This is a genomic window from Paraburkholderia sp. RL18-085-BIA-A, assembly GCF_046027075.1.
In the GTDB taxonomy this organism is placed as follows: domain Bacteria; phylum Pseudomonadota; class Gammaproteobacteria; order Burkholderiales; family Burkholderiaceae; genus Paraburkholderia.
The window spans coordinates 1-20,028 of record NZ_JARESU010000041.1; the positions used below are offsets into that span (position 1 = coordinate 1).

Annotated in this window: 18 protein-coding genes; 10 read left to right on the forward strand and 8 right to left on the reverse strand. The window is 62.0% G+C overall.

Annotated features, from left to right (window positions below; all coding sequences use genetic code 11):
• From P0D89_RS25210 to P0D89_RS25230, 5 genes are all read left to right on the forward strand, one after another.
• A partial coding sequence (locus tag P0D89_RS25210) for an ExbD/TolR family protein (RefSeq protein ID WP_408377411.1) occupies positions 1-217 on the forward strand: 217 nt, incomplete at its 5' end.
• A 1-nt stretch (position 218) separates the two neighbouring features.
• A complete protein-coding gene (locus tag P0D89_RS25215) occupies positions 219-971 on the forward strand; it encodes a TonB family protein (protein WP_408361996.1) in 753 nt (250 codons plus the stop codon).
• Positions 972-1,067: 96 nt separating this feature from the next.
• The gene (locus P0D89_RS25220) at positions 1,068-1,355 is read left to right on the forward strand and encodes a molybdopterin-dependent oxidoreductase (RefSeq protein WP_408361997.1); all 288 of its coding nucleotides are present in this window, start codon (positions 1,068-1,070) and stop codon (positions 1,353-1,355) included.
• Positions 1,356-1,776: 421 nt separating this feature from the next.
• Positions 1,777-3,042 (forward strand): MFS transporter, encoded by a 1,266-nt coding sequence (locus tag P0D89_RS25225; protein WP_408361998.1) that lies wholly within the window; start codon positions 1,777-1,779, stop codon positions 3,040-3,042.
• Complete coding sequence (locus tag P0D89_RS25230; RefSeq protein ID WP_408361999.1) at positions 3,039-4,082, forward strand: YncE family protein; 1,044 nt, start codon at positions 3,039-3,041, stop codon at positions 4,080-4,082. The genes P0D89_RS25225 and P0D89_RS25230 overlap by 4 nt, the downstream gene beginning before the upstream one ends.
• A gap of 945 nt (positions 4,083-5,027) precedes the next feature.
• Here P0D89_RS25230 and P0D89_RS25235 read toward each other — a convergent pair.
• Positions 5,028-5,285, reverse strand: coding sequence for a hypothetical protein (locus P0D89_RS25235; protein WP_408362001.1), 258 nt, complete (start codon positions 5,283-5,285; stop codon positions 5,028-5,030).
• A gap of 968 nt (positions 5,286-6,253) precedes the next feature.
• Between P0D89_RS25235 and P0D89_RS25240 the strand changes: the two genes are divergently transcribed.
• From P0D89_RS25240 to P0D89_RS25250, 3 genes are all read left to right on the forward strand, one after another.
• On the forward strand, positions 6,254-6,805 hold the full coding sequence (locus tag P0D89_RS25240; protein ID WP_408362055.1) for a hypothetical protein: 552 nt from the start codon (positions 6,254-6,256) through the stop codon (positions 6,803-6,805).
• Between the two features lie 546 nt (positions 6,806-7,351).
• A complete protein-coding gene (locus P0D89_RS25245; protein WP_408362002.1) occupies positions 7,352-9,082 on the forward strand; it encodes a methyl-accepting chemotaxis protein in 1,731 nt (576 codons plus the stop codon).
• Between the two features lie 13 nt (positions 9,083-9,095).
• On the forward strand, positions 9,096-9,395 hold the full coding sequence (locus P0D89_RS25250; protein WP_408362003.1) for a hypothetical protein: 300 nt from the start codon (positions 9,096-9,098) through the stop codon (positions 9,393-9,395).
• Between the two features lie 599 nt (positions 9,396-9,994).
• Here the strand turns inward: P0D89_RS25250 and P0D89_RS25255 are convergent.
• From P0D89_RS25255 to P0D89_RS25285, 7 genes are all read right to left on the reverse strand, one after another.
• Entirely contained in the window at positions 9,995-10,522 is a 528-nt protein-coding gene (locus P0D89_RS25255) for a chromate transporter (RefSeq protein ID WP_408362004.1), read from the reverse strand.
• 5 nt (positions 10,523-10,527) lie between these two features.
• Positions 10,528-11,139: a chromate transporter gene (locus tag P0D89_RS25260; RefSeq protein ID WP_408362005.1), complete on the reverse strand. Its 612-nt coding sequence runs from the start codon at positions 11,137-11,139 to the stop codon at positions 10,528-10,530.
• A gap of 104 nt (positions 11,140-11,243) precedes the next feature.
• Complete coding sequence (locus P0D89_RS25265) at positions 11,244-12,233, reverse strand: ABC transporter substrate-binding protein (protein WP_408362006.1); 990 nt, start codon at positions 12,231-12,233, stop codon at positions 11,244-11,246.
• Between the two features lie 77 nt (positions 12,234-12,310).
• On the reverse strand, positions 12,311-13,015 hold the full coding sequence (locus P0D89_RS25270; RefSeq protein ID WP_408362007.1) for a class II aldolase/adducin family protein: 705 nt from the start codon (positions 13,013-13,015) through the stop codon (positions 12,311-12,313).
• Positions 13,016-13,075: 60 nt separating this feature from the next.
• Positions 13,076-14,179, reverse strand: coding sequence for a Bug family tripartite tricarboxylate transporter substrate binding protein (locus P0D89_RS25275; RefSeq protein ID WP_408362008.1), 1,104 nt, complete (start codon positions 14,177-14,179; stop codon positions 13,076-13,078).
• A gap of 94 nt (positions 14,180-14,273) precedes the next feature.
• Entirely contained in the window at positions 14,274-16,451 is a 2,178-nt protein-coding gene (locus P0D89_RS25280) for a tripartite tricarboxylate transporter permease (RefSeq protein ID WP_408362009.1), read from the reverse strand.
• A gap of 172 nt (positions 16,452-16,623) precedes the next feature.
• Positions 16,624-17,808, reverse strand: coding sequence for a Rieske 2Fe-2S domain-containing protein (locus P0D89_RS25285; protein ID WP_408362010.1), 1,185 nt, complete (start codon positions 17,806-17,808; stop codon positions 16,624-16,626).
• Between the two features lie 405 nt (positions 17,809-18,213).
• Here P0D89_RS25285 and P0D89_RS25290 point away from each other — a divergent pair, with 405 nt between their 5' ends.
• Together P0D89_RS25290 and P0D89_RS25295 are read left to right on the forward strand one after the other, a co-directional pair.
• Positions 18,214-18,789, forward strand: coding sequence for a MarR family winged helix-turn-helix transcriptional regulator (locus P0D89_RS25290; protein WP_408362011.1), 576 nt, complete (start codon positions 18,214-18,216; stop codon positions 18,787-18,789).
• Complete coding sequence (locus tag P0D89_RS25295; RefSeq protein ID WP_408362012.1) at positions 18,786-19,997, forward strand: Gfo/Idh/MocA family oxidoreductase; 1,212 nt, start codon at positions 18,786-18,788, stop codon at positions 19,995-19,997. Before P0D89_RS25290 ends, P0D89_RS25295 begins: the two co-directional genes overlap by 4 nt.
• Positions 19,998-20,028 lie beyond the last annotated feature (31 nt).

Consider the following 20,028-nt stretch of genomic DNA (forward strand, 5'->3'; position numbering starts at 1 on the left):
CGCGCCCCACGGCAGCGTGTCGGTCGACGGCCGCACGCTCAGCACGGCAGATCTGACCGCGCTGCTCGCGAAGCGCCCCGATCCGGCGCATACGGTGGTGACCATCGCGGGCGCGAAGGACGCGCAGTTGCAGAAGCTCATGAACGTGATGGATGCGTGCCGCGCGGCCGGCGTTACGCAGGTGTCGCTGGCCGCGCAACCGGAAAAGGTGGACTGACATGTCGTCGATGCCGACCGTCGCGCAGCATGCGCCGCATCCCGGCACGCGCAAGCCGCTCTATATGTCAGCCACGCTCGCGCTGGCCGTCGAGGCGCTCCTGCTCGCGGGCGTCGGCGCGTGGCTGATTCATCCGCGCATCTCTGCGCCGAGGCGGCCCGAGCCGATGACGATCACGCTGGCGCCGCCGGCCGCCCAGGCGCCGAAGCCCGCACCCGTCCCCGCGCGCGAAGTGTCGAAGCCGGTGCCGAAACCGGCCGTGCAGCTGCGTCGCGCTCCAGCGGTGCATCAGGCGCGCGTCGCGCACGCGGCGCCGCCGAAGCCGCAGCCGGTCACGCCACCGCCCACGTCGATTCCGGCGCCGAATACCGCGCCCGCACAGAGCGCCGCGGCGGCCGAACCCGCCCCCGCCCCGGCTCCCGCACCGCGTCCCGCGTCAGCGCCCGTCCCCGCTCCGGCCCTCCCCGACGCGAGTTTTGAGGCCGCGCTGCGCGCCGCGATCGAAGCGGCGCTGCGCTATCCAGAATCGGCCCGCATGGAAGGGATAACCGGACGGACTCTCGTCGGGTTCGTCTATCGCGACGGCGTAGTGTCCGACATACACGTCGTGACGTCCGGCGGCATGGGCCTGCTCGACCATGCCGCGCTCGCGGCCGTGCGCGACGCCGTGTGCCCGCCTCCGCCGCATGGGCTCGAGGGCAAGAACCTGCCCGAGCAGCTATGGGTCGATTTCACGCTCGACAGTAAGGGATGAAGACCATTGTTAGTCCATTGAACCAATGAGATTGCGTCGTTCGTCCACTGTGCATGACCGTCGGAGGATCACAACGTCCGCTTCGAAATCACATCCATGAGAAGAAATCGTAGGGCATTGCGCTTAGAGCGCAGTCTCCAGCGTGACCATGCTCGCGGTCCTGATGTCCTGCTGGCGTACGCGATGAACGCCGAGCCGCTGCCCATTCAGCTCGGCTACCCCGTGCGCATCGTCGTCCCGGGCTGGTGTGCCGTGGCATCGGTCATATGGCTGACTGCAATCGAACACATCGACCGGCCATTTGCCGGGCGTTACGAGGCCAACAAGTATTGGTATGAACGGGAACGCGCTGGCCAGACCGTCGGCGAGCCGGTCACCCTGTAGCGGTGCGGGCTTCGATCACCGAGCCTGCGCGAGATCAGGAGGTCCGGCGTGGTGAACTGCATCTGCAATCGTCTCATGGCCGACGCAAGGCGGACGGTCGCAATTCGTGTTCGAGCGGCTCTCTTGGGTCGGGAGTGCGAGTTCGCCGATAAATGCTAGTGCCAGAGTTCTCACAGGAGACAAAAAGCAACCCGCGGCCGCAGCTGAGCCATAGGGGATCGAAGATGTCTTTGCAAGTACGTGTGTCGCTGCATCGACCACGACCTTTGAAAGTAATGCGTTCGATATCCAAGAACTTGGTGCTGGAAACAACTGGCCTTCGCGATGTCCATTGGGTTGTCACGTTCCTTTGCGAACGGTCACGAACCATTGCGTTATGGCATGCTCCTCTGTAACGCACTCTTTACATGGTGCAAGTACGATGCCCATACCGAGATGCACGGCCTGGCGAGCAGTCAGGGCACGGTTGTCTACATTGCTCCTCCCCGAAGGCGTCGACCAGGGCGCCTCGATCCTGCTTGTTGCACGTGGTCTGCGCGGCATCTGCGATGGTTTTATCGCGGTGCTGTTACCCGGCTATCTGCTGGCGCTCGGCTTTGGGCAACTGGCTGTCGGGCTCATCAGCACGACCACGTTGTTCGGGTCGGCCATCGCGACGGTCCTGGTGGGTCTCGCAGGCAATTGCATTGCACAACGGGGCCTGTTGCTCTTCGCGGGGGCGCTGATGACGGCCACAGGCCTTGCTTTCGCAGGCCTGTCTTCGCTGTGGCCGCTACTCGTCGTCGCGTTCATCGGCACGCTGAACCCGAGTTCCGGCGATGTCAGCCTGTTTCTTCCGCTCGAGCATGCAAGGCTCGCCGAATCCGCAACGGGTGACGCACGAACCGCCCTGTTTGCACGATATAGCCTTGTCGGCGGGTTGTCTGCCGCAGTCGGCGCCCTCGCGGCCGGCCTGCCCGACTCGATCAGCGCCCACTCGGGTGCTTCGCCAACCACCGCGATACGCCTGATGTTCATCGTCTACGCGACGGTAGGATTCGTTATCTTGCTTCTTTACCGGCGTCTGCCGGCACGCGAGCTCAGCACCGACACGCCGCGTGTACCGCTTGGACCCTCACGCGGAATCATCATCCGCCTTGCGCTGCTCTTTAGCGTTGACGCCTTCGCGGGTGGGCTTCTCGTCAACTCGCTGCTAACCCTGTGGTTGATCCAGCGGTTCGGACTTTCGCTTGGTGCAGCCGGCCAGTTCTTTTTCTGGGCGGGGCTGCTCAGCGCCGGCTCTCAACTGGCTGCGGCTCCGTTGTCGCGCCGGATCGGCCTCCTCAACACGATGGTGTTCACGCATATCCCCTCGAGCGTATGCCTGATTGCCGCAGCGTTTTCGCCTTCCCTTATGCTGAGCCTCGCGCTGCTCCTCGCACGCAGTGCTCTTTCCCAGATGGACGTGCCCACGCGCAGCGCCTACGTGATGTCCGTCGTCACGCCCGGGGAGCGTCCCGCGGCGGCGAGCTTTACCGCGGTTCCGCGAAGCCTGGCAGCAGCGCTCGCACCCACCCTTTCAGGAGTATTGCTGGGCCTTGGGTGGCTCAGTGCTCCGCTAGTCGCGTGCGGTGCGCTGAAGATTGCCTACGATCTTTCGCTGCTCGCCGCATTTCGTCACATCAGGCCCGACGGAGATTCATCATGAAAGAGCGTATCGACACGAACCGTCGCTGGGCTGCGATGTTGCTCGTCATTCTTTTGATGGTCGAAATTGCGGCACTGGTCGTCCATCACAGCGCGACCGCTGCTGGCGCTCCACTCACGGTCGAACTACCGTTGACGCACGTCGCCGACATCCCGTTGCCGGGTCGCACCACCCGGCTCGATTACGAAAGCTACGACCCTGACCGGCATCTGCTGTTCATCGCACACCTCGGCGACAGCGAAGTAATCGTCTTCGACACGCAAAACTCACGTGTTGTCGCCCGCATTGGAAATATCGCCGCCGTTCATGGCGTCCTGGTGGTACCGGCACAGTCCCGCGTGTACGCGTCGGCGACCGGCACGAACGAAGTTGTTGCCATCGACGAGGCCACCCTGAAAATCACCGCACGTATGCAGGGTGGCGTTTATCCCGACGGAATGGCATATGCACCGGACACCCGTAAACTCTATGTATCGGACGAGACAGGTGGGACTGAAACTGTGATCGATACCCGGTCCAATCGCCGCACCAACTCGATCCCGTTGGGCGGCGAAGTCGGCAACACCCAGTACGACCCAGTGTCCCGTCATATCTTCGTCAATGTCCAGTCACGACGACAACTCGTCGAAATCGATCCATCAACCGACGCAATCGTCGCCCGGATCGATCTGCCGGGCGCACAAGGCAACCACGGCCTCTATATCGTTCCGCAACTACACCTCGCGTTTGTCGCGTGCGAAGGCAACGACAGACTGCTGACGCTGAACCTGCTCACCAGGCAGGTCGTCCAGTCATTCGACGTTGGCGGTGACCCCGATGTGCTCGCATTCGATCCCGGTGCGGGCACGCTTTATATCGCTGGCGAAGCAGGCATCGTGTCGATGTTTGCCGTGGGATCCTCAACCGTGACGAAAATCGGCGAAAGTCGCATCGGGCCCAACGCGCATGTGGTTGGTGTCGATCCATCAACGCATCGCACCTATTTCCCGCTGAAGAACGTCGACGGACGTCCGGTGCTGCGCGTCATGGCGCCCCGGTAGGTTTTGCTGTCGCTGCGAAACGATGACGGACATAGGAGGTTGGACACGAAAGCGCTCTCAACGCTGGCGGGACTGCTGGCTGCGACCTCAGCCCTCGCTGCTGCCCCGACGTAATCGATCGAATGCTGATCGACAGCACAGGATCACGTTATATGTGTCCGACCGATAGGGGATGCCCGACGCGAAATCTTGCGAAGGCGACTGCGAGAGCAACGTAGCATCGTCGCTCGCGACACCTGATGACAAGCCTTCTGTTGCTCCGACCATGCTGCCGGCGCCGCATGGTGGATCGCAATAGGACTTCAAGGGAAATCCCCTGTATCTCAGGTCGGATTTCGACGGGCCGTTTCCTCGCACACTTCGGCCACTGGGTGCGACGAGGCGACCGTCCCTTCGTGGCCGTTAGCACCAGTTCGACGCGCGTCCCGTGGACTGAACGTTGGAATCAGATCGACATCACAGTTGCCGAGAGCCGCATTGACAGTTGTCAGCGAGATGCCGGCTATCGGCCGTGAGGCGTATCGGCCATGAGGCGGGATGCTCCCGCCGCCCGGATCTGCACGACAGCTACAAAGCCCTGCGGAGCCGTCGATGTGACGCCCCCAGAGGCTTTCCACACTGGTTCGAGGTCCACGGAGACCTCGAACCATTCGCAGGCGTAGAGTTTTTCATCGCGGCGCTCGATTGCCCGCATCCTGGCGGCGCCATTCGGACCCGGGCAGTCGCCTGGCATCTATCTGGGACACTCCAAAAGCAATAGCGACTCTGCGCGCCTCCGCGGCGCAAGGGAAGCGCCCCAGCACTTCCGTTGCGCGCTCGGTGCCGTCAGGTTTTCGCACTATCAGCATGGCTGCGTACATGCCCTCGTCGTATGCAGCAAGCGGGGTAAGCACCAAGCCCATATAGGCTACTTCGGCGATTTCCATCGACGCCTCTCTTCCCGCCTCAGTTTCCCTTGTACACCGTGGCATTGAGGCGTGCGAGCGAACCGTCCTTTTCTGCCTGAACCAGTTGGCCATAGACCTGCTCGCGTGTCAGCCCGTGCGCTTGCTGAATCGCCGGGTCGGAGGACAGGTTCTGCGTTTCCGACACTTGCGGCTGCGATGCATTGGGGTCCTGTTGAGCAGCATGTGCTGCCGAACAGAACAGCGATGCTGCGAGTGTCAATGCGACAGGGGCGGCAGAAAAGAAGAGCTTGCTCATGGTGAAACCTCCAGTTGATGTAGGCCCCGAAAACGGGGCGTTGAGCGCCGAGCTGAAGTGCTGCGACGTCGATGGAGGTAAGCGTAAACCCGTACTATTAAAAAATAGTTTCAATAATTATGAACAATTATTTACTGTCGCGATGGCAATCGGGCGTCAATGGCCGGATAAGGAGGCTATCCAAGGGCCGGCCGCGATTCCTGTGTCAACCCGCAGTCGTGCTCGAGCCTGAAGTGCAGGGACGGAATGTTCGACCGGAAGGCACCGTCGGTCAGAATGTCCATTGAAATCCGAGCCGCCATGCACCGCGCGGGAAAACAAGGGTGGCTCGCCCGATGAATCGAAGGCCGCAGTCGCTTTGCCAAATGGCGACTCGTCGCTCATCAGGAGACGTTCGCCATGCAACTGCTAAGGACAGTTTGTGGCCCCTCAACTGCCCTTCGACGTGGCGCGAGCGCTACGGCAGCTTCCGAACGATGCTGTTGAAAAAGTCGCTGCGCGGCGTTTCCAATCCGCTGGCGAAAAAATCGACCTCTCCGATCGGCCTACAAACCGCTCACGAACATCGGTTAAGGATAAGAAGACCCCTGAAAACCTCGCGAGAAAGTCGGTCAGCGACTTTTTCAACAGCATCGAACTGGAAGGGCCATTAGAGGAGCCGTCTCGGGCGGCAGGTTCTCTTGGTTTGTTCGACGCCTGCCCATGTCCGCGGACTTGGGGGCGCGCGACGGCGCGTGCGGGCAGGCGTTGGATAAACCTCAAGAACTGCAGTCTGTGAGGCCCCTTGCACGCGCGTTTCAACCGACAGTTGCTATCTAATTGGCTCGATCAGTCGGAGGCTTGTGGCAAAGGCACACGTTTGCCGGACCTGGATGCGGCAGAAAACGGGCGAGGTCAATTGTCAACAATGGCGCGCCTGGAAGTTATATGGTTAACAGGCATCAGACATGGAAAGTACGGAGTCTGACATGACATCGCGTCGAGCGATTAGGAACAGCTTCACGCTGCAGCGTGCGCGTAGCAAAACCTCCGCCGCGCTCAGCTGTGCGGCGGTCCTGGTGTTGGGCGCCTGTGCGCAGCCGTGGCAGGGCTTCGAGGCCGGCGAACCGGAAAGCGATGTTATCGCCAGACTCGGCCAGCCGCGCGAGGTCTACGACCTGCCTGGCGGCGGGAAGCGTCTGATGTGGCCGACGCAGCCGATGGGTGAAGTCACCACGGCTGCGGACATCGATGCGATGGGCAAGGTGATCAGCGTCCGGCAAGTACTTCAGCCGAGCGAGTTCTATCGGGCGGAGGTCGACAAGTGGACGAAGAACGACGTGCTCGTCAATTTCGGCCGCCCGGAGGAAACCTCTTATTTTCCCTTGATGAAGCGTGAAGTATGGAGCTATCGCTATCTGGAAGACCATGTGTGGTATCAGTTGTTCAATTTCTATTTCGATGACACTGGCGTCCTCCGCTCGACCCAGAAGAGCCCCGACCCGCTCCATGAGCAAAACGGCAATGATCACCTGCCCTGACGGTGTTGAAAAGTAAAGAGGAGGAACGTGTCTGCGAACGGGGACGCCGACTTCGCGCTGCACGCTTGTTTGTATGATGACGCTGCATAACGATTCACAATTCAACTGGCCGCCCTCTCCCCGACCCTGATGACCGGACACGACCCGTTCCGGCCCCTCAGTTAGTTTCTGCGAATGTCACCACCGCAGTTGCAAAGCGGCCGTTCTTGCGCATTCCCCCAGCCGTCCACCCTCGCGGGGGAGCCCCTTTTTGAACGTTGGCGATACCGACTGATGCTCTTGCGTTAGTCGCCACGCTGGCACGGCAGCGTCAACGGGGGTGAAGCCGAAAATGTCAGGCCGCCTTCGTCGGACCTGCGCAGCATTTAGTTCAGAACAAACCTTACATTGCTGCCGTTGCCATGCCTACGGAAATAGGTGGCAACGGAAGTGAATCTATGTCGCTAAAGAACGGCAAGCACGGGTCGTTATACGCGTTAGGAATTTGCATTCATAACGCAATATCCAAGTTGTCCGTGGTATCTCTAATATCGAGGGAAATTTGCCGTGCCGTTTCTGAAAAATCTTAGGGTGTTGGCTCAACTGATGCTCGGTTTCTCTGTCGTGACCGTCCTTATGATCGGGCTGGGAGGGTTCAGCCTTTTCGAGATCAGTGCTGAAAACGATCACGTCTCACAACTGCGCGACAACTGGTTACCTTCCGTACGCAGCAGCCTGCAGATGCAGGCCGGCCTGCGCGACATCCGCCTTGCCGAATACCGCCTTGCCACTGCACAGACCCCCGCTGAAATCCAGGACGCCGAGTCGCAAAGCCAGGCCCGCATTGCGACCTATGATCACGCGGTCGCCGAATACGAGAAACTCATCTCGGAGCCGGAGGAAAAGGTGGCGTTCGCGGACATCCAGACGCTGATGCCGCAATACATGCAGATCGATCAACAGATCCATGCCCTGGCGAAAGAGAGCAAGGGGGCGGACGCCATGTCGCTGTTGAAAGGTCGGGCGACCACGCTTCGCTCCGCAATTGAAAAGGACATCACCACCATCGTTGACGTAAATGTGGCGGGATCGGTCCGCGAAGGCACGGCGGCAGGCCAGGCGTATTCGCATGCTGTTGCCCTTGTGATCGGACTGATCGTCGCTGCATCGTTAATTGCGCTGTCGTTGGCGTTGCTCATCGCGCGCGGCCTCGCAAGGCAGCTTGGCGGTGAGCCACGCGACGCTGCGACACTCGCCAGCGACATCGCAGCCGGGAACCTGCGCACGGCGGTCCAGTTGAAGGCGGGCGATCGCAGCAGCCTGCTGTTCTCGCTGGGCGTCATGAAGGACCAGTTGACGACGATCGTACGGGGTATTCAGACCTCAAGCGAGTCGATCTCGGTCGCTGCCGGCGAAATTGCCCAAGGCAACACCGATCTGTCCCAGCGCACCGAAGAGCAGGCGGCGTCGCTGGAGGAAACCGCCTCTAGCATGGAAGAGCTGACCAGCACCGTCCGTCATAACGCGGACAACGCACGGCAGGCAACCGCGCTGGCCAGCACGGCGTCGGAAATCGCACAGCGTGGCGGCGACGTGGTCCGACGTGTGGTGGAGACAATGCACGGGATCTCCGGCAGCTCGGCCAAAATGTCAGAGATCATCGCCGTTATCGAGGGCATCGCATTCCAGACGAATATTCTTGCGCTTAACGCAGCGGTCGAGGCGGCTCGCGCCGGTGAACAGGGGCGGGGGTTTGCCGTCGTGGCCGGCGAGGTCCGCACGCTCGCCCAACGCAGTGCAAGCGCAGCCAAGGAAATCAAGGACTTGATCGGCGAGTCGGGGAATCGGGTGGACGAAGGATCAAAGCTCGTTGAGGAAGCAGGCAGCACGATCAGCGAGGTCGTCCAGTCAGTGAAGCGTGTTGCCGACATTGTGGGCGAGATCTCCTCGGCCTCGGAAGAGCAGCGCACCGGCATCGAGCAGGTCAATCAGGCCGTCACCCAGATGGACCAGGTGACCCAGCAGAACGCCGCCCTCGTGGAAGAAGCCGCGGCAGCGGCGCAGTCGATGGCCCAGCAGGCGCAGGGGTTGCTTGAGGCCGTGGCTGTCTTCACGATTGCCGATAGGGGGCCATCGGGGTCACAGACAGTTGCGTCGCGGAGCGAACCGCGTCGGCCGGCACCGACAGTTCGCACGCCCCCTCGTGCAACGTCGGCGGAGAGGGCGCCAGTCACTACCGCAAACAGGGAAACCGTCATCGCGGCCGATACCGGCGCTTCGGACTGGCAGACATTCTGAGCGGGTCTGACAATTGAACAATACTGACGATGTGCTGGGCCAGGTAGTCGAACTCATGGCGGCCAACACGAACAAAGTGGGTGTTCCTGGCGAGCAGGCGATGGTGTTGGGCAAGTTTCTGGAGGCCGTCCTGCCTCACCTCACGACGTTGCAGCGCATCGAGGGGGTGACCCGGTCATTCCGACGGGGCATTGAAGAGGCCCTGTCGTGGATGCACGATGTGGCCTTGCCCGTGGAATATCACTCGGCACTACTTGAACTCGCCAATACCGTCGCCCCCCAACACGCTGATCGGCGTTACCCCTCCTTCTGACGCGACCGCACGATGACCCGTTCTTAAGTGCGAGCGCCGCAAGGCTGAGACCACGACTATTTATGGCTCATGTCGGCCTGTGAGCTGACGCTCACGAATCCGATTCGAGTGACTCTAACTGGCCGAACTCAGCTCGATGTCGCTTTACCTCTTCATGGGTTGCACAAGTGATTTGATTCAATGGCAAACAGGTCGGACCGTCGGTGACAAAACCTGCGCAGCTCTAGGGCTCTCGAAGCCGTGGATATAGGAAGGAGTCACCGGGCGAGATCCATTGGGGCCACGCACATGGGTGCCACAGAAAGGCCGAATGTATATATGCAATCCAGCACCTGTAAGCTGTAGATCGGATCATTTGGCAAACGGGACGAGGCCATCTATAAAGCTGCAACCCATCCTGTCGCAGTCATAGCACGCGAAAAAACCGTCGCAAACGGGAGGCGTTCATATAAGGACAGGTGAAATGTGCCCGCTGAACCCATCCATCCGGCGCCAATCAATTCTGCGACCTGGCAACATAAGCAGTGCTTTGCATAGCGATCGCAGTTCCTCCGCACTCCTTACCGCGACAAAACCAGATAGAGTCTGCTGATTCAAGCTCAATTGACCACTTCAGCCAATCCTAGCGCCGCACCCACTACCACGAGCCAAATCGGATTGAAGCGGGTTCGATAAGCGATTGCCGCCGTGGCGATTGTGAGTACGATTCGGCCAGCTTCGATGTCGATTTCCCGGGCGAACACGTACGCGGCGCAAGCGAGCAGTCCGACCGTGACCGGTGCCAGCCCCCGGCGGATCGCAGTGATGAGCGCAGAATCGTTGCGCCGCTCGACCCAGTGGCTGACGTGGTACGCAACGAGCGCGGATGGAACAATTTTGGCAAGCGTCGTCACCAGCGCGCCGGCAAGCCCGGCCGCCTGAAAGCCGATCAACGCGACTGCCATGCCATTCGGCCCGGGCGCTGCCTGCGTGATCGAAAAAAACGTCACGAACTGTTCGTCGGTCACCCAGTGCCGGGTATCGACTGCATAGCGCTGGATATCAGCTAGCGTCGCATTCATCCCGCCGACTGCGAGCAGCGACCATAGCGCACTGTGAACCAGAAGATCTGCGAGCGTCGACCACATGGCGCTTACTCCTTGCGGGCAGCGGACCGGCCCTGATCCGCCGCGCGCCACATCAGCCACGTGCCGAGAGGACCAAGAACGGCAAGCACCAGCAATAGCGGCAGCTTCAGCACGCCGATTGCGATGAACGTCGCTGCCACCAGCGCGGCATTTCGCAAGTCGCGCGGCAAACTCGTGATCAGCTTGAGCACGGTAGAGATCACGAGTCCGGTGGCAACAGGCATCAAGCCCGCGAGAAGATGCGCGGTCACCGGCGCGTGTCCCCAGCGCGCGTAAGCGTAGCCGAGGCCGATGGTGATGATCGTCGGTGCGAGATACAGTCCGCCGACCGCCACCACCGCCCCTATCGCGCCGCAATTCTGCCGCCCGAGTATCGTTGCAATGTTCGACACATTCGGTCCAGGAAGCAGTTGCGCGAGCGGCAGCAACTCGGCGAACTCGCGGTCCGTGAGCCACCGGTGCCTTTCAACCAGCATGCGCCGCGCCCACGGCAACACGCCACCAAAACCAGTCAGCCCGATCAGGAAAAATGCACTGAACAGGTCGTTAAGGTTCGGCCGGCTGACGCATGGAGCAGCCGCCGGGCTATCGACATGGTCAAGAACAGGTAATGTCATCAGCGCGTCCGCTCGCGGTTATTGATTGGCTCGTCGCTGAAATGATAGCAACGACGCGGCTCGGAACAAAAGATGTGATAGGTCCGAGCAGCGTGTCCCGACCGTCAGATCTTCGCTGTTTCGTAGCTTGCCGGATGGAAGATTTCGTCGACCGACAATAGTCGCTTCGACAGTCCCTGCGAATGGTGATGACGCAGGAACGTCTCGAGCGTGCTGCGGTTTGCAGCCACACCGTAAGGCCAATGGTCGTTGCCGAGCAGTTCGCGGGCAGCCTTCAGCTGCTCTTCGACGAACGGCAGCGTGACTTTCGTAGCCGACGTATCGGACAGCTTGTCGAGTGCAATCTGCTTCGACTGCTCGAACGCTTTCAGCACGGCGGCAGGCAGCCACGGGTGTTCCTGCGCGAGCGTCTTGCGAATGCCGACCACGTGCATGATCGGAAACACCTGCGTGCGGCGGTAGTAATCTTTTGCCGCCTCGGTCGGGTCGCGAAACAACCAGCCGACGTTCGGATTCTTGCCCGCGCACGACGGTGGGCGCGGTGCCATGAAGGCGTCGATGTCACCGCGATCGAGCATCGCCGAAATCGTGTCGTCTTCGGGAGCCGCTTCGAGCCGGACGTCGGACGGCAGTTGCAGTTTGATTTTCTCGGGCCGGCCTGGTTCGTCGATGCCGCCGCGCACCCAGGTCACGTCTTCCGGTTTCACGCCGAAATCGTCTTCGAGAATCGCGCGCGCCCATACGTTCGCAGTCAGCTGGTATTCAGGCAAGCCGATACGCTTGCCCTTCAGATCTTCCGGCCGTTTGATGCGATCGGTGCGCACATAGATCGACGTATGCCGGAACGCGCGCGACAGAAACACCGGCACGGCGATATAAGGACACGTCCCTTCGGAGTACTTCACGGTATAGCTGGAGAACGACAACTCACTGATGTCGAACTCTTCGTTGCGAAACGCGCGAAAGAACATTTCTTCCGGCGACAACGTCATGAACACGGGATCGACGCCGTCCATCTGGACTTGCCCAGAGATCAGCGGTCGCGTGCGGTCGTAGTCGCCGGTGGCAATGGAGAGATTGAGTTTTCCGTTCATGATTGATTTGCTAACGAGTAAATAGTGCGGTTCGGCACAGCAGGTAACGGTGCCGCGCCGGAAGTCAGAAGCGCCGTTCAGTGCGCCGGCGCGCGGTGCACCTTGCGGCGCAGGAATTCGAAATTGACGGCGAATTGTTCGGGGCGCGTCACGGTCTCATGCAGGCGCTTGACGTCTTCGTCCGAAAAGCCCTCGCCCATGCCGCCGGCGGCTTGCGTCAACAACTGGATCTGGCAGGCGTTTTCGAGCAGCAAAGCGAGCACAACCGATTCCTCGATCGAGCGGCCCGTCACCGCCACACCGTGATTGCGCATCAGGACGGCCTTGCATTGACCGAGCGCACGCGCGACACCGGAGCCCATCTCCTGCGTGCGGATAAGATTCATCGTGTCGGTGTAGTAAGGCACACCGTCGGCGAAATGGCAGCTCGGCTGACTGATCATCCTGAGCGGTTGACCGGTGGCGGACAAAGCAACCGCATGCGTGGGGTGCGAATGGATCACGCTCATCACGTCCGGGCGCGACCTGAAAATCTCCGAATGAATGAACACCTCGCTGTGACGACGCCCCGCTCCGCCCACTTTCTCGCCGTCGAGATTGCACACCACGATGTTCTCCGGCGTGATTTCGTCGAAACCGTGGCTATGCGGCTTCATGAAGAAGTGCTCCGGGTCGCCCGGCACGCGAATCGATACGTGGCCGCGCGTCAGGTCGCCCTGTCCTTCCGCTTCGAGAATGCGGCCCGCGTCGATCAGTCTATGTTTGGCTTCGTCTGCGTTCATGGTGTAGTTTTGCGCCTTTCAAGGATGATGACGGCCTCGTCGCCGAAGGCCGCCGGATGGTCAGAACCGGCCGCCCACAGCAGCCTTGGCTTTCGACAACAGCGGCGGCGGCGTTTTGTACAGTTCGTCCAGCAACTGGTCGATGCGCTCGGGCGGCACGGGCCGCACTTCGAGACCGAGACTCTTCGCTTCGGCGAGGAACGCCGGATCTTTCATGGTTTGCGCGAACGCGCTGCGCAATGCGGCAGCACGTTCAGGCGGCAGGCCCGGCGGCGCCGCGAACGGCCGCGCAAATGCCTGACTCGCGACGATCACCTTCAGCACCTGGCGGGTCTCGTCGTTCGGAGCGAGATCGATCAGCAACGGTACGTCAGGCAGATCCGGATGCTTGTCGAGCGCCACCTGCACGAGGATGTTGATCTTCTTGTCCTTGATCCAGTCGGGGTGGCGCACCTGGATCGTGCTCCACGACGTCCCGCATTCGCCGTCGATCTCGCCGCGCTCCATCGCGAGCGCGACCTCGTTGCTGCCCGGATAGCCGGTAACGAGCTTGATCTTCGCGTTGAACAGCGTTTTGATCGTCGAGGCCATCACGTCGGGATCGGAGCCCGCGCCCTGCCCGCCCATCCGCGACGGCATGTTGACGAGATCCTGAAACGTCTTGATCTTCGAGGTCTTCCACGTCAGACACAGGCTCACGTCGCTATTGATACTGCCGAGCCACGTCAGCTTGCGCGCATCGAAATTCGCATCGCCGAGCAACGGCTCCTCCGGCATCGTGCGGCCGAACGTGCCGAACGTGGAACCATCCTTGGGCGCCACGCTGTACAGATAGTTGATCGCCTTCAGGCTGCCGGCGCCGGGCATGCTCTGCGGCGTAATCGTCGGCTTTCCGGGCAGATAGTTGCCGATGTACTTGGCGAGCAGCCGCGCGTACATGTCATAGCCGCCGCCGACCGAATAGCCGATCGTCATGTTGACCGAGCGGCCGCTATAAAAGCTCTGCACGGTCTCCGCAGCGTAGCCGCTCGCCGGCAGGTAGCAGACGGCGGACAAGCATGCGAAAGCGGCCGCAGCCGCGCGTCGCCAGATGGCGCGCGGCCGGCGCGAAAGTGCGTCGCGTTGCGGCGGCGATCGGAAAGACTGCGGCAGAAGATTTTTCATGATTTGTCTCCGTCTATATCGCCCGGCATTGCCGCGAATCGCAGCGCCGGCATTGTGGTGTGACCCGGCGTGACGACCGGAAGCGCCGGCCCGTTCATACCAGGCCTCCCAGCGCTCGCAGTTGCGGCACGAAATCGCCCAGCAATGACGGCGGCCACGGCGTCGCGAAGATCAGGTCGAACACGAGCCATAGCGCGATCGCCATCGCGACCGACAGCAACAGCGCATGACGCCAGCGCTCGCCGAACTCGAAGCGCGCGAGCAGCAGCATCATCAACAGCAGAGCGGGCAGCAGGCCGATCAGATACGCGAGACCCAACGCGCCGCCGATGGCGGCGAAAAACCGCAAGCCACGCGCGCGCACCGTAGAGATCGGCGGTGCCGGGCCCGCGAACGCTTCGTCGTCGAGTGCCGGCTCGAGTGTGAGTGAATGGGCCGATGCGGCTGGCATGGCCGTGCCCAGCCGATGCAACGCGGATTCGGCCCGCGGCGCGGCCGGCGACTGGCGCGGCGGCGGTGTGTGAGCTTGCGTGGCGGGTACCGTCACGGGCACGACGGCCGGCATGAACTCGCCCGCCGGCACGTCGCGCTCGCCGACCTGGCCGAGCAGCACGAGACAGGAGAAGAACAATGCGGCACACGCTGCGGTCATCGGCATCAGCTTCGCGCCGAAGGCCCAGTCGGATGCGCTCCAGATCGCCGCGACCACCGCGACGATCAGCGCGATCGTGAAGAGCGAATGATGGTCGAGCCGCCTGATCCTGAAGCGCATTCCCGACACAAATTGCCGCTGCTTCACCGCACGCCGCAGTCCCTTGAGCGTCGGCCCGAGCACGACCCACAGCGCCGCGCACAGCACGGCGATCACGATCGGCCGCGTGAACAGCCTGATGCCGTAGATCTCGCTCGAAATAAAGTAGTAGCGCTCGAAGATGCTGCCGAGCACGAGCCCAAGAATTAGCGGCGGACGCGGCCAGTTCAGGCGCTTCATCACCCAGCCGACGAAGCCGAACAACGCCATCGAGCACAGGTCGCCCCAGCTCTGGCTGGCGTTGAAGGCGCCTAGAAAGATGATGCCGAGCACGAGCGGAATCAGCACGCCGACTCGAACTGTCGCGAGACGCGAGAACAGCCCGCTGCCGAACAGGCAGAGCACCGCGCCCATGATGTGCGAGATCGTCAGCGTCCAGATGATCGCGTAGGTTACATCCAGATGTTTGGTCAGCATCTCCGGACCCGGCGTGAATCCATGCATGATGAACGCGCTCAGCAGCAGCGCCATCGACGCGCCGGCCGGCATGCCGAATGCAATGGTCGGGATCAGATGGCCGCCTTCCTTGGCGTTGTTCGAACTCTCCGAGGCGATCACGCCGCGAATGTCGCCCTTGCCGAAGTTCTCGGTGTGCTTCTCGGTGCGGATCGCATGACCGTAGGCCATCCAGTCGATGACCGCCGAGCCGAGGCCCGGCACTGCGCCCAGCAGCGCGCCGAGACCGCTGCAACGTAGCACCAGCCACCAGTTGCGTCCGGCGTCGCGCACGCCGTCCCACTGACTGCTCGCCTTGCCGTGCACCGCGCCGTCGGCGCGCGAGATACTGCTGCGTTCGATCGCCATCTCGGCAAGCTCGGGCAGCGCGAAAACGCCGAGCGTGACCGGCACCAGCGGCAAGTGATCCCACAGATAAAGCGAACCGAACGTCCAGCGCAGCGTGCCGGTCTGCGGGTCGGAGCCGATCAGCGACAGCATCAGTCCGAACGACGCAACCGCCAGTCCCTTGATCGGCGCCTTGCCGCTCAACACCGCGACCATCGATAAACCGAAGATGCACAACGCGAGCAGTTCTGCCGACCCGATATAGAGCACGACGACGCGCAGAACGGGGATCGTCACGGCCAGCAGCAGCGCGCCGAAGATGCCGCCCGCCAGCGACGATGCATAGCCCGCGCCGAATGCGCGCCGCGCCTCGCCGCGTCTGGCGAGCGGATGTCCGTCGAGCACGGTCGCGGCGGCCCCCACCGTCCCCGGCACGCCGAACAGCACGGCGGGAATGAAGTCGGAGACGGTCGTCACCGCGGCCATGCCGAGCAGCAGCGCGAATGCCGTGTAGCCGTCGAGGTGATAGGTGAACGGAATCAGCAAAGCCAGCCCGACAATCCCGCCAAGCCCCGGCACCACACCCAGCGCGAGTCCGAGGACAACACCACCGAGCATGATCGCGAGGCGCAGCGGATCGAGGATGATCATCAGTGCATGAAACGCGGCTGCTTCCATCAGAACACCCTGCTGTCAGTCAGACTCCGCGCCAACACGCCACGTTTCATATCCACGGGGTTGTCTCCGGTTCGCGTCCGCTTGTGTCATCGGACTGTATTGGGGGACTGCATCGACGCGGCGGGCCGTCCGATAGCCACGAAGGACGGCTCGCCGCGCGCGGGCTAGCCGGCTATTCGTAAATCGCTACGAGGTCCTGAGCGATCGGCGAATATTTCGCGTGCGTACGCAGCATGAAACTCGCGAACCCATCGCTGTTGTGATGCTTCTTGCGTTCGTTCGGCAAGTCGATGCGCTCGTTGCGCGATGCGTCACGTACGATGCCCATCGGGTCTTCACCCTGCTCGACTTTCTTCATCTCGCGACGCAGCACCCGCCGGTAGATCGCAATGCCCTGGTCGGTGGCGCCGAGGTTCTCACGCGTGCGATCCGCGACCTTGCCTTGCGTAATCCACGCCATCATGTCCTGACCGTCGACGTTATCAACGATGAATTCGCCGTGCTCGTCGATGAACGGCACGTCGTATACGTGAACGCGCTCGGTCAGATGCTTCGGCACGTCGGCGTCTTTTGGCGGGATGTACGCGTTGTACCAGAGGTGCAGCGTCTGCTCGTCGTCGACGGGTACGCGGATCTGGAATGAGTAGTAGCGCGAAGCTTCGTCGCCGTTGCCGACGGCCAGCATGTTCGGGAACACGATCGGATGACCGATGCGCCAGTCGTCCGAATCTTCAGAATGGCCGGCCAGCAGCCGATGCTTCGTGATGCCGAACTCGAACTCGTTGAAGGCGATCTTTTCATGCTTCGCGCTGATCGCGACTCTGATGCCTTCCTGCTCCTTCTGGAACTCGTAGTGGTGACCATGCAGCCACTCGGTGTGAATCGGATCGAGCGAGTTCTCCATGATCTGCAGCCAGTTGATCGGCAGCAGCGCGCGGCCCATCATCCGGATCGCGCCCGGCGCGATGAAGCCGTCGAAACGCGGCAGCAGCGGCCGCGGCTCAGGACCCATGTACGCGAACAGCAGACCGCCTAGTTCCTCGACCGGATACGCGTCGGTGGCGACCTTGTCGCGAAACGCGCAGTTGTCCGGCTCGTTCGGCTGGCTCACACACTTGCCCTGCGCATTGAACTCCCAGCCGTGATACGGACAACGAATGCCCTCTTCGGTCGGAATGCCGTGTGCGAACGACGCGCGCCGATGCGGACACTGCTCGGCGATCAGGCCGAGTTGTCCCTGACGGTTTCTGAACAGCACGAGATCTTCGCCGAGCAGGCGCACCCGTTTGGTCCAACGGTTCCCGAGTTCGGAGACGGCGCCGATGGGTTGCCAGTAGCGGCGCATCAGGTTGCCCATTGGCGTTCCCGGTCCAACTCGCGTTAAGGTTTCGTTCTGTTCAGCCGTCAGCATGGTTTTGCGTCCCCAGGTTTCTCAATGACGTCGGTTGATGGTTCGACGGCGCGCCGCGGTCTGGCTGTGATCGTCGATGAAGCAGCCCGCCTGACGCATCCGCTTTCCGAATCATCTTATACTTAGCCATCTAAGCTTCAATGATGGAAAACACTGATGCGCCGTGGCGAGCTTTCGATGAATGACATGGAAACCAATAGCAGTAAGGATTACAACTCGTGCAACGAGTGCCTTTCACGGGTCGTTCCGCGGTTTGGACCGATCTCGTCAACGCGACGTCGTTGACAACGTAAGCTTAGTTAGCTAATTTAAAAAGCGCATGTGCACACATGCCACGACAAAGGTGAATGCATGACCAAGAGTGAAAAGATTCCGCGCGACGCGCTGCCTGGCACCCTCCAGCATTGGCGTGAGGCGTTGCCGGAAGAACGGATGGCGCACCTCGTCAAGGACACCGCGCGTGGCTTCTCGCGTTCGCTGCAGGCGCGGCTGCGCGAGCATGCGGTGCAATACGGCCACTGGACTTTTCTGCGCATCCTCTGGCAAACCGACGGACTCACGCAACGCCAGTTGAGCGAGCAGGCAGGCGTGGCGGAGCCCACCACTTTTTCGGCGCTCAAGGCCATGGAAGCACTCGGATATGTGACGCGCCAGAAGATGCCGGACAACCGCAAGCAGGTCCGCATCTTTCTGACGCCCAAAGGCACGAGCCTGCGCGCGCTGCTGGTGCCCGCCGCCGTCGAGGTCAACCGCATCGCGCTCTCGGGCATCTCGCCGGAGGACATCGCCGCGACGCGCCGCACCTTGCTGGTGATGATGGAAAACCTCGCAGCCGATCCTTTCTTTGCCGCCCGCGGGATCGCCGACGCACTGAATGGCGGCAGCGATCCCAATGCCGGCGACGCCGCCGCGAGTGACTCGCCATGACCGACACGAACGCTGATGCTGGACGCCCGGTGCGTATCGCGATCGTCGGGTTCGGCACGGCCGGCCGCGCGTTCGTGCCCGCGATCGCCGCGCACGCCGGCTTCGAACTCGCGGCGATCGTCGATCCCGCGCCTGCCGTACGACGTGCCGCCGTCGACGAATTCGGCATCACTGCGTTCGACTCGCTCGAAGCACTGCTCGAGCAAGCTCACGTCGACGCGATCTACGTCGCGTCGCCGACCACTCTGCATCGCGAACATGTGCTGCTTGCCTGCGCGGCTCGCAAGCACGTGCTCGTCGAAAAACCGATGGCCGCGAATCTCGCCGACGCACAGGCGATGGTCGACGCGGCCGAATGCGCGGGCGTCGTGCTGCTGGTCGGTCATTCGCATAGCTACGATCTGCCGATTCACGCGATGCGCGAACTGATCGACGCTGGCGAGCTGGGCCGCGTGCGGATGGTCAACACCTGGTGTTTTACGGACTGGCTGTACCGGCCGCGCCGCGCCGATGAACTGGATGCGAGCCAGGGCGGCGGCGTCACGCTGCGGCAGGGATCGCATCAATTCGACATCATCCGGCTGCTGTGCGGCGGCGCCGCGCGCAGCGTGCGCGCGAAGACGTTCGACTGGGACCCGCAGCGCAGCGCGATCGGCGCCCATACGGTGTTCATCGATTTCGAAGACGGCGCCGCGGCCACCGCAATCTATAACGGTTACGGCCGCTTTTCCAGCACCGAACTGTGCGAAGGCGTCGGCGAATGGGGGTTCAAGAGCCCGGGACGCCCCGCGGCCGATCGCGCCGCTAGTGCAGCCGCGGGCAGACAGGCGCTGACGCCCGAACAGGAACTGCTCGCGAAACAGGCGCGCGCAAAGCACGCAATTCCAGGCGCCGCGCCGTGGCAGCCGTTCTTCGGCCTCACGATCGTCAGCTGCGAGCACGGTGAAATCCGCCAGTCGCCACAAGGCCTGATCGTCTACACCGATGCGGGCCGCACTGACTTGCCGTTGCCGGTGGACGGCTCGCCCCGCTCGCGTGTCATTGCCGAATTTCATGACGCGATCAGCGGACGCCACGCGGCGTTGCATGACGGCGCATGGGGTCTCGCCAATCTCGAAGTGTGCGAGGCCGCGATTGCGTCGTCGGAAAGCGGCCGCGATGTCGAACTCAACCACCAGGTCTCGCTGAAGCAATACGTCAGCTCCTGACCGTGTACGTGCCGGATTTTTCCAAAGGCGG